Source organism: Micromonospora sp. DT4 (genome assembly GCF_049841675.1).
Lineage (GTDB): Bacteria > Actinomycetota > Actinomycetes > Mycobacteriales > Micromonosporaceae > Micromonospora.
The window spans coordinates 1-9,964 of the sequence record NZ_JBNCKT010000155.1 but is presented as its reverse complement, the minus strand read 5'-3'; the positions used below and the strand labels follow the sequence as shown (position 1 = coordinate 9,964).

The following is a 9,964-nucleotide window of genomic DNA, read 5'->3' as shown; positions in this document are numbered from 1 at the left end:
TGAGCCGTGTGCGGTGAAAGTCGCACGCACGGTTCTGAGGGGGCCCCGGCGCAGCAATGCGCCGGGGCTACCCGACCAGTGCGCGGACTTTGGCGATCGTCTCCTGGACGTGCTGCTTGGCCGGCTCGCCGCCCTGGGACGCCTGCGCCAGCGCCTGGCGGTACGCGTCGATCATGCCGACCAGCGGACCGGCGGCGATGCCCTCCAGCGCACCGGCGACGAGTGATCGCGCCTCGGCCGCGTCCTGTGCTGCCGCTGCGGTCTTGGCCTTCGCCTCGTCGAGCTTCTGCGACGCCGCCGCCAACCTCGCGATGATCTGTGCTGCGCTCACGCGCACCCTCCCCTGGTCAGCCATCGTCTCCACCACCGCACTGGCGGAAACCACAAGGGAGCGTACGAGATCCGTGCACTCAACGCGACCACACGATCGCCTAATCGTGAACCTAAGGAGTAGATCTTGGTAGGAAAATGCCCCTCCAGGGGCACTTTCGCACCAAGATCTACAGAGTCGACTCGGATCGCAGCCCGACCACAGCGTTCAGCGCTCAGCCACGTAAACGCCGACGCCCGGCACGCCGACGACAAGCCCCTCCGCCTTGAGGGTGAGCATCGCGTTCCGCACGACGATCGCGGAGACGCCGTGAATCTGGCAGAGCTGGGCGGTTGAAGGCAGCTTGTCGCCGGGCGACAGCTCGCCCGAGGCAATCTGCTTCCGGATGTGCTCGGCAAGCTCAACCCACTTGGGGCTTGGTGGCATGGCGGTACTCCCTGGTCAGCACCGTCATTTGACCACTCTTCACCTTGTTATCGCAAGTGATAGCTTGACTGCGATAGCTTGTTATCCTAGGCTCCGAACTGACCGGCTCCCTGGTCAGCACCCGAGGAGTTGGTTCCTTCCCCACCCGCAGGAAGCGCCCGGCCGTTCGGTCCCCCCGTCCGGCCGGGCGTGCCGGGGCGTGCCCGCACGCCGCCCCAGCGCACCACCGCGAGCGGCACATGCCGCCACAAGCACAGCCCTGACCAGCAAGGAGACCAACCGGACGGGAGCACGCCGATGCCCGATCGACCCGACGAACAGCCCACCGGGCCAGCCGCCCGACACCCACCAGCCCAGCCTCTCGTGTCCGAGCAGGACGTCGAGGACGCCGACGACACTCTCTTCGCCCATCCACCGCGCGTGGTCCGCAGGTGGGTGTGCGGCTGCGGCATGGACTACCCATGCACCGACGTGCTCTTCGCACGCCTGGTCAAGGCCACCGCTGAGGCCGACAAGTGAACCGCCGAGGCCGCCGGTGAACGCGGACGATCTGCACAGGCACGCCGACCAGCAGATTGCCGATGCGAGGATGAGGATCGCCGAGCACGTGACGGAGGCGTACACCGGGATCTGCCGGAGCTGCGGACGGCCCGGCCCGTGCGACGAGCAGCAGGCCGGGCGGGCCCGGCTCGCGCACTACGGCGACCCGGTGGACGATTTGCGCGACGCCTGGCTGGCCACGATCGCCGCCGCCGACCGGGCCGGCGCGTACCTGCACGGCTCGGGGTCACCCGGTCGGCGGCTGCCCTGGCAGGACGCGGTCACCGAGTGTTGGCGGGCGCTCAGTCTGGTCTACGCCGGCTTGGCCGCCGATCGGGCCTCCTCGGCGACCGCGACGGCAGGTGAGCTGCTCGCCGGACTGCGAACGGCTCGGGTCGACGCGGACCGGGCCACCGCGCTGGCCGCCCGCACCCGATGGCGGTTGGGTGCGGCCGAGGACCGGCTGCGGCGTACCCACAGTGTGGCGGACGTGGTCGCGGCCCGGCGCTTCGCGGCGGCCATCACCCGGTTGGACCTTGTCGTTGCGCGACTCGCCGTCGGCGCGTGCCGCATCGACCGCTCGGTGGCGGCGTTGACCGGCGAAGCGGTGTCGCCCGTGCCCGACGCGACCAGGAGCACCGCAATCGCCGGGAGATCGCTCGCGGCTGTCGAGTGGCGGGCGCCCTGGCGACCAGAAGACGCCGACGGAGGCTCAGGGAGGCACGATGGTGACCGATCCGCACGCGGCGCTGCGGGGTCTACTGGCGGGACGGCTGCGCGGCCACGAACGGCGGCTGCGGCGGTTCAGCGAGGCGGACTGGCGGAGGTACGCGGACCTGCTCGCGGGCGCGTTGCTGGTGGCGGTGCGGCGGCGGTTCGTCGCCGGGCAGGACCGGGCGCCGGTGATCCGGTTCGTGGCGTCCGCGCGGGAACGCTACGACGCCACCGGGTGTGACGTCGATCCGGCGCTGGCCGAGGCGTTGGTGTGGGCGGCGCTCGGTGAACGGCCGCCGGTGCCCGACGACGCGCCAGCGATCGTCGCCCGGACGGTACTTCTGCTCGGGCTGTTGGAGGACGAGGGCAGCACCGACCGGGAACGGGACGACATCCTCGCGGCGGCAGCGCAGGCCGCCGACAACGCAGCGCACACTGAAGACACCGCAGCGCACGCCGCCGACAATGCGGCGCACGGCGGAGACGAGCGCCAGGCAGACGTGCGGGACCAGCAGGAGAGGCGCTAGAAAGCCGCCGTGGGGGACGGCCCCTCACGATCATCGGCCGGCCGAGCCAAACCACAAACTGTCGACCGCTCTGGCACGCTGACGATCGTCACCGTAGCGACGACCGCTCGTGACGGATCGACATCCTCGCACCGGCACGGCGGGGAGAAGGGACGACGGGTGGAAGCGCTCAGCCGCACCCAGCGGTCACTCGACCAGGATCAGGTGCAAGGCTTCGTCGACGCGTCCTTCGGCGCAGATCGTCGGGTGGTGGACTGCGGACCGATCACGGGCGGCGGCTTCGCGACGGTGTGGCGGGTGACGCTCGACGACGGGCGCGAGGTCGTGCTGAAGGTGCCGCCACCGCCCGACGCGCCGCTGCTGCGCTATGAGCGGGGGATCGGCCGGGCGGAGGCCCGCTACTTCCGCCTCGTGGCCGCGCGCGCCGCAGGTGCCGGTGCCGCCGCTGCTGCTGCTGCACTACGGCAACGATCGGGAGCACGGCGAGTGGCTGTTCAGCGGCCTGCTGCCCGGGCGGTCGCTAAAGGAGTGGTCGGATTCCGAGCAGCACCTCGACGACGCCCCGGCCCGGCCCGACTTCGGCGCCGCGATCGCCGCCCTGCACACGGTGACCGGCGACCACTACGGGTACGACGGCGGCCGAGCGAGCGGCGCGACGTGGCGCGCGGCCTTCGCCGCCATGCTCGGCGACCTGCTCGCCGACGCGGCCGACTGGGAGGTGCCGCTGCCTGTCACGGCGGCACAGATCCGGGAGCTGACCGAGCTGCGGCGAGCGAGTCCGTCGGCCATCGCAGGCGGTACCGACTGACGTCCTCGGAGGCGGCCACGCCTGCCTTCAGGAACATCGCCAGCCTCACCGCCGTGACTCGATCCGTCGGCGAGGGTGGCGACGACCCCGTCCTGCCCGTCGTCGCACTGACGTGTTCGTCGTAAACCTCTCAGCGCAGGGCGCGGAACAGCAGCAGGTAGGCGCAGTAGCCCAGCGGCACCAGCAGGAAGCAGATCGCGAATCCGAGCGGCAGGTAGCGCGGCGGAGTGCCGACGACCATGGCGGGCCTCCCCCACCGGCCCAGCACCAGGTAACCCGCGAAGAACGCCAGCGCCGGCAGGCCCGCGCAGATCCACGCGCCGAGGGTGAAGCCGTCGACCAGCCCGATCCCGGACGCGAGCACCAGCGTCAGCATCAACACCCCGGCCGCCGCCCCGCAGGCCGCGTAGACGGCGACCGCCCGCGCGAGCGGCGACCACGTCGGCAGCAGCGCCGGCCGCTGGGCCAGCAGCTCGGCCTGCTGCCCGTGCCGGTCGGCCTCGTCGGCCATCCGTCGGGCCAGCTCCAACTCCACCACCGGGTCGACCGCCGCCGCACGCTGTGCCGGCACCCCGACGCCCGCCGAACTCACCGCCGTCGGCAGCGCCAGCCGCGCCTGCCCCGCCGGCAGCTCGGAGTACGCCCCGACACCCGCCCGCCCCGACGCGCCGGCTGCGCCGGCGAAATCCCCGTCCCCCGGCTCGGGCGCCGCAGGTGGACCGAGCCCGCCAGGCGAGCCGGGTGGTGCGGCGGTCGGCCGCTGGTCGACGCCGATGGCGCGGCCGAGCTGGTCGAGGCGGTGGCCCTGAGCGGTCAGCCGCTGGTGCAGGTAGTCGGCGGCGGCGTGCAGGTCACGGCGGCGCTCGGACTCGGCGGCGGCGTCCCGCTCACCGGCACGGCGGTGGTCGGCGAGCTCTCGGGCCAGCGCCGCGTACTCCTCGAAGGACACCGTCAACGCTCCCCGTCCGAATCGTGCCCGTCGCGGGCGAACGGCACGATCAGCCTGGTCCGCTGGTCGTGCCGGTCGACCAGCAGCGCCCGGTCGGCGCGGGGCGTGTAGGCCAGGTCGTGCACCCCGAGGTGCAGGGCCAACTCGGGCCCGGGCACGTTGAGCGCGACGAGGCAGGCGACGTCGTCGCGGTTCTGGGTGCCGCCGAGGTCGTCGGAGAGCCGGCGCAGGCCACGCCACCAGCCGAGCAGGTGCACGCCCTGGGCGGGACCCTGGCGCAGCAGGGCACGCAGGTCGTCCAGGCCGGAGCGGAACGTCACCGGGTCGGACGCCCCGAGCACCGGCGCGGCGGCGTCCATCCCGAACACCACCAGGTATTCGCGGCCGGCCGGCTCGGCGGCCAGCGCGGCGATCCGGTCGCGTAGTCCGGCCGCGTCGAGGCGGTGCACCGGATGGCCGGCGGACCGCAGGGTGGCCTCGGTCTCGGCGGCGACCGCGTCGGCGGCGGTGACCAGGGAGGCCACCTGGAACCGGACGTCACCGGGGGTGTGTTGACGGGCCAGGCTCAGCGCCGCGGCGCGCAGCACGTCCGCGCCGGCCGGTGCGGTGCCGACGACGGCGAGGTGCCGGCCGGGGGTGGTGTCCATCAGGAACAGCGCGGTGGTGCCGTGCACGTCGACCGTCCGGCCGACCAGCGCCATGGGACGTCGACCACCGGGGCGCAGCCCGGCGAAGGTGGGGTCGTCCTCGACGCGCGCCGCCTCGTACCCCTTGAAGACCGCCGGGGCCCGCGAGCCCGGCGGGCGGGCCTGCCACAGCTCGTGGCGCAGCGCGGCGAGGTCGTCGGCGGCGGCGTGCGCGTCGGGGAAGCGCACGACGGTGTCGGCGCCGACCGCGCCGGCTGCCGTGTTGACCACGGCGGCGCCGATCGGCAGGGCCGCGGCGGCGTCGTTGAGCTGGTCGAGGACGCCACCGCCGCCGGGCAGCGCCACCCGAAGGGCGAACTGCCCGAAAATCGCCTCGGCCCGACCGTAGAGCGCCTCGATCCCGGTCATGCTCTGGCTGGCCAGCACCAGGTGGATGCCGTACGAGCGGCCCTTGCGGGCCAACTCCTCCAGCAGGTCGACCGCCTCGCGGGCCAGGGCGTCGTTGCCGGCGAGCAGCACGTGGAACTCGTCGATGACGGCCACGACACGCGGCAGCGGATTGTCCCGCGGGAGGTCGGCGAGCTTGGTGACGCCGTGCCGCTTCAGCGCGGTGGCGCGCCGCTGTGCCTCACGGCGCAACTCCCGCAGCACCGCCAGGCCGTACTCGCGGTCGGACTCGATGCCGACCGCGCGGGCGTGCGGCAGCCAGGACGGGTCGCGACCGGTGGGCACGAACTCGGTGAAGCTGACGCCCTCCTTGAAGTCGAGCAGGTAGAGCTGCAACTCGGCGGGCGAGTAGCGCGCGGCCAGCCCGTACAGGACGTCGAGGAGGAAGACCGTCTTGCCCGCGCCGGTACGCCCGCCGACCAGCCAGTGCGGAGTGGCGTCGTCGAAGGCGACCGTCAGCAGGGTGTCGAAGGCGACCGTCAGCGCAGTGCCGGAGGCGACCGTCAGCGCGGTGCCGGAGGCGCCGGTCAACGGCGCGGGGTTGGCGCGGCCGACGACGGTGCGCAGGCCGTTGGCCGCGGACTCGGCCCAGCGTCGCTCGGGCAGCAGCGCGGCGAAGGGCAGCGCGTCGGCGCGGCGGGCGGCGGCGCCGACGTGCTCGGCGAGCGCGCGGACCGAGGCAGGCGGCGGATCGCCGTCGAGCAGCACGGGGGCGGCGAGACCGCTGCCGTCGGCGCTGAACGGCGCGCCGGGTGGGTCGCCCACGTGCGCGTACCCCTCGGTGAGCCGGATGGCGGTGGTGCTGCCCAGCGGCGGCGACGTCTCGCCGGGCAGCCGGGACGGATGGCCGGCGAGGAGCACGCAGACGGCGGCGGCCGGGCCGGCGTGGGTGAGCGCGGCGAGTCGGGCCAACTCGCGTGGCGCGGGCGCGGCGGTGGCGACCACCAGTAGCAACTGCCGCGTGGCGGGCTCGGCGTGCTGGGCGGCGCGGGCGTGCCGTTCGGCGGCGTCCAGCAGGGCGGTCACCTCGGCCTCGCTGGTGGCCGGCGGGTCGAGCACCCCGGCGTCGAGCAGGGGGCGCAGCGGGCCGAAGGTCGCGCCCAGCGCGGCGGTGTCGATGCCGGCGACCCGGACCCGTCCCGGCGGCGCCGTGGCGACCAGCCGCAGCACCAACGCCCGCAGCAGCGCGGCGACCCGCCCGTCCCGGGCGTCGGTGTCCAGTGCCAGGTGGTGGCCGCCGCCGAGCGGCACCAGCACGGCGAATCCGCCGTCCTCGGTGGACGCGTCGCCGATCCGTACCGCGATCGGGTCGTCGGTCAGGGTGGCCGCGCCGGGGGTGGGGGTGGCCAGCGCGGCGCCGAGGCGCGCGAGTCGGGCGACGAGGTCGCCCCCGCCGGCCCGCGGTGACGGAGGTGGGGCCACGCCGAGCACGGCCCCGGCCGCATCCAGGTGAGCGCGGGCCGCCCGGTGGGCGGTGACCGCCTGCCCGTACACCGACGCGAGCCTGCCCACGCATCGCCTCCCACACCACGGCCGTCCGGTCCGCCGAAACCCTAACGGACAGCGGTGACACCGGGACAGTAACCGGCCCGCGCTTTCGGATCGTGGCGGCCGGCGGCGGCGACACGTCCCCCCGCGCGGCAGGCCGGCAACGTTCACAGTTGTCGATTAGGTTTGCGGTGCGAACACCCGATGGAGGGAGTCCACCTCGTGCGTCGAGTCCTCACGGCGGCCACCGCCGCCCTGACCCTCACCACCGCCGGCACCATGCTCACCGGCGCGCCCGCTGCGGCCGCCCCGACGGCCTGGGGCCGTCCCGTCGTCACTGCCGCGCCGCAACCCGGCGCGCCCGGCCTGGGCGACACCTACTACCCCGACTACGGCAACGGTGGCTACGACGTCTCGCACTACGACGTCCGGCTGCGCTACGACCCGGCCACCGACCGGCTCACCGGCACCACCACGATCCTCGCCACCGCGACGCAGGACCTCTCGGCGTTCAACCTGGACTTCCTGCTCGACGTCGAGTCGGTACGGGTCAACGGGTGGGAGGCCAGCGCCGCCACCGCGGGCGCGCACGAGTTGGTCGTCACACCGGCCCGCACCATCACCCGGGGCCAGCAGCTCACCATCGTGGTGCGCTACGGCGGCGTTCCGTCCGAGACCCTGGTCGGCGGCTACACCGGCTGGACGCGTACCGACGACGGGGCGCTCGCGGTCAACGAGCCCGAGTCGGCGTGGTGGTGGTTCCCGAGCAACGACCACCCGCTGGACAAGGCGACATTCGACATCTCCGTGTCGGTGCCCACCGGCGTCGAGGTGATCAGCAACGGCGTGCAGCCGAGGCCGCCGGCGGCCGAGGCCGGCAACCGCACCCGGTGGATCTGGCGGACCACCTCCCCCACCGCGCCCTACCTGGCCTTCATGGCCATCGGCCAGTACGACATCGTCACCGACACCACGCCGGGCGGCCAGCCGGTGATCAACGCGTACAGCACCTCGCTGGGTGCGCTCGGGCCGGCCGCGCGGGCCAGCATCGAGCGGACCGGTGAGATCCTCGACTGGGAGAGCGGGATCTTCGGCCCGTACCCATTCGAGGCGCAGGGTGGCGTGGCCGGACCGGTGGACGGCATCGGCTTCGCCCTGGAGACGCAGACCCGCCCGGTGTACGGGCCGGGCTTCTGGCGGCGCGGTGCCAACACGTACGTGGTGGCCCACGAGAACGCCCACCAGTGGTTCGGTGACTCGGTCTCGGTGGCCGAGTGGCGCAACATCTGGCTCAACGAGGGCTTCGCCTCGTACGCCGAGTGGCTCTGGTCGGAGGAGCAGGGCGAGGGCACCGCGCAGGAGGTCTTCGACTTCACCTACGCCAGCTACCCCGCCGAGGACGACTTCTGGCAGGTGCTGCCCGGTGACCCGGGCGCCGACCGGGTCTTCGACGACGCGGTCTACGACCGGGGCGCCATGACCCTGCACCAGCTCCGGCTGGCCGTCGGCGACGACGCGTTCTTCGCGATCCTGCCGGCGTGGACGGCCGAGCACCGGTACGGCAACGGCACCATCGAGCAGTTCCAGGCCCTGGCCGAGCGGATCTCCGGTCTGGACCTGGACGAGCTGTTCACCACCTGGCTGTTCACCGCCGGCCGTCCCGACGTGGCCAGCGCCGCGCGCAAGGCCGCCCCACCGCCCGAGCCGAAGTCCTGGGCCAAGATCCGCGAGGCCCACGAGTTGCTGTCGCACTAGCTAGGGTCTGCGGCCGGCAGCGCCCGTCACACGGCGGGCGCTTCCGGCCTCTCCGGCCTCTCCGGCCTCCCGGCCGTGCGGGGTGTGCTGGGTGCGTGTCGAGCTGCCCCATTTGTGGGGCAGACGACGGCACCGACACCACGGGCGACGTACAAAACGACCGCAGCGCCCAGCTCGACCCCGCCGCACGGCGCACACGCACGGGCACGGCGCACACGCACAGGCACGGCGCACACGCACAGGCACGGCGCACACGCACAGGCACGGCGCACACGCACAGGCACGGCGCACACGCACAGGCACGGCGCACAGCGCACGCGCCCGCCGCACAGAGCGACCGCCGTGCGGAGAGCAATCGCCGCTGCCGTTGCCCCACATTCGGGGCAGCTCGACAGGCATCGCGTAGGTAGTGCGCACCCGCCCGGCGGCCGCCATGCGCGACCGATCACACCGCCGCTGGCTCCCCCGTCGCTTCGACACGATCCGCCTCGACGGCGCGGATGTGTCGGTAGGCGAACCAGAGCGGCGGGAACGCCCCGACCGCGAAGGACCCACCCAGACGTTGCGCACCGGGTCGCGCAGCGGCCCCCAGAACGCCACCGCCAGCCCCAGGTGGGCGGAGGCCAGCCAGTCGGTGCCGTGGAGGAACGGGTAGTCGCGGTCCGCCGTCACCAGTCCGGTGTGGATCCGCTCGATCCAGGCGACGAGCGCCGGGAACTGACCGGCGAGCGGGTCCAGCGCGCGCAGCAGCCAGCACACCCGGAAAACTTCATTGGCGACTCCTTCACGCCGCCGCTGTTGACAAGGGCTGCCGCGCGGGCCGAGCCGGTCACCGACTCGACTACCCGGGCGCTGGGCAAGCTGCTCCTTGCGCCGGACCGGGCCGCGAAACTGAACGTGCTCAGCACCTACCAGGAGCAACTCGCCAGCCAACGGGCCCGCGACGACCTGGCCACGATCGTCCAGCGGCTTGGCGGGGACACATGGTTTCGCCAGGCCACGCCACTATTGGGCGAGCTCGGCGCACCGGGCAAGGCCGAATTCGTGCTCGACTTCCAGAAGCCGGAATCGTCCCCCTTGAGCGTGATCACCTGCTGATCGGTGATCAAGGCCGCTGCATCGACGTCGAACTGCGCGTACACCTCATCCGTGAGTCCGGCTACTCGGACACTGGCGCCGCCATAGCCCTGACTGCGGTCAACCTGCTTTTCGCCGACGACAACGAGGGGCTAGGCGACGCCCTCAAGTATGTGAGGGATATTGACCCGTAAGGCAAATAGTTGATGGTCAGGAGGCGGCGTAGCGGACTTCGGGCTTGCGGAACAAGGATTT

The 9,964-nt window shown here is 73.1% G+C and carries 10 protein-coding genes and 1 pseudogene; 5 read left to right on the top strand and 6 right to left on the bottom strand.

Annotation, left to right across the window (positions count from 1 at the left end):
• Positions 1-67: 67 nt before the first annotated feature.
• Both ACLQ24_RS26885 and ACLQ24_RS26880 read right to left on the bottom strand, forming a co-directional pair.
• Positions 68-331: a DUF6244 family protein gene (locus tag ACLQ24_RS26885; RefSeq protein ID WP_425894499.1), complete on the bottom strand. Its 264-nt coding sequence runs from the start codon at positions 329-331 to the stop codon at positions 68-70.
• A gap of 207 nt (positions 332-538) precedes the next feature.
• A complete protein-coding gene (locus tag ACLQ24_RS26880; RefSeq protein WP_425894498.1) occupies positions 539-757 on the bottom strand; it encodes a winged helix-turn-helix domain-containing protein in 219 nt (72 codons plus the stop codon).
• 297 nt (positions 758-1,054) lie between these two features.
• On the opposite strand from ACLQ24_RS26880, the gene ACLQ24_RS26875 reads away from it, so the two are divergent.
• Positions 1,055-1,276: a hypothetical protein gene (locus ACLQ24_RS26875; protein ID WP_425894497.1), complete on the top strand. Its 222-nt coding sequence runs from the start codon at positions 1,055-1,057 to the stop codon at positions 1,274-1,276.
• A gap of 333 nt (positions 1,277-1,609) precedes the next feature.
• Here ACLQ24_RS26875 and ACLQ24_RS26870 read toward each other — a convergent pair whose 3' ends face one another.
• A complete protein-coding gene (locus tag ACLQ24_RS26870; protein ID WP_425894496.1) occupies positions 1,610-1,819 on the bottom strand; it encodes a hypothetical protein in 210 nt (69 codons plus the stop codon).
• A 203-nt stretch (positions 1,820-2,022) separates the two neighbouring features.
• Between ACLQ24_RS26870 and ACLQ24_RS26865 the strand changes: the two genes are divergently transcribed.
• On the top strand, positions 2,023-2,538 hold the full coding sequence (locus tag ACLQ24_RS26865) for a hypothetical protein (protein WP_425894495.1): 516 nt from the start codon (positions 2,023-2,025) through the stop codon (positions 2,536-2,538).
• Positions 2,539-2,974: 436 nt separating this feature from the next.
• Entirely contained in the window at positions 2,975-3,346 is a 372-nt protein-coding gene (locus tag ACLQ24_RS26860) for a hypothetical protein (protein WP_425894494.1), read from the top strand.
• 130 nt (positions 3,347-3,476) lie between these two features.
• Here the strand turns inward: ACLQ24_RS26860 and ACLQ24_RS26855 are convergent, their stop codons facing one another.
• Together ACLQ24_RS26855 and ACLQ24_RS26850 are read right to left on the bottom strand one after the other, a co-directional pair.
• Positions 3,477-4,295, bottom strand: coding sequence for a hypothetical protein (locus ACLQ24_RS26855; RefSeq protein ID WP_425894493.1), 819 nt, complete (start codon positions 4,293-4,295; stop codon positions 3,477-3,479).
• A gap of 2 nt (positions 4,296-4,297) precedes the next feature.
• A complete protein-coding gene (locus ACLQ24_RS26850; RefSeq protein ID WP_425894492.1) occupies positions 4,298-6,901 on the bottom strand; it encodes an FtsK/SpoIIIE domain-containing protein in 2,604 nt (867 codons plus the stop codon).
• Between the two features lie 198 nt (positions 6,902-7,099).
• Here ACLQ24_RS26850 and ACLQ24_RS26845 point away from each other — a divergent pair, with 198 nt between their 5' ends.
• A complete protein-coding gene (locus tag ACLQ24_RS26845) occupies positions 7,100-8,632 on the top strand; it encodes a M1 family metallopeptidase (RefSeq protein ID WP_425894491.1) in 1,533 nt (510 codons plus the stop codon).
• Between the two features lie 445 nt (positions 8,633-9,077).
• Here ACLQ24_RS26845 and ACLQ24_RS26840 read toward each other — a convergent pair.
• Positions 9,078-9,391 (bottom strand): annotated as a pseudogene (locus tag ACLQ24_RS26840) (hypothetical protein); the annotation flags it as partial.
• On the opposite strand from ACLQ24_RS26840, the gene ACLQ24_RS26835 reads away from it, so the two are divergent.
• On the top strand, positions 9,314-9,730 hold the full coding sequence (locus ACLQ24_RS26835; protein WP_425894500.1) for a hypothetical protein: 417 nt from the start codon (positions 9,314-9,316) through the stop codon (positions 9,728-9,730). The pseudogene ACLQ24_RS26840 and the gene ACLQ24_RS26835 overlap by 78 nt on opposite strands.
• Positions 9,731-9,964 lie beyond the last annotated feature (234 nt).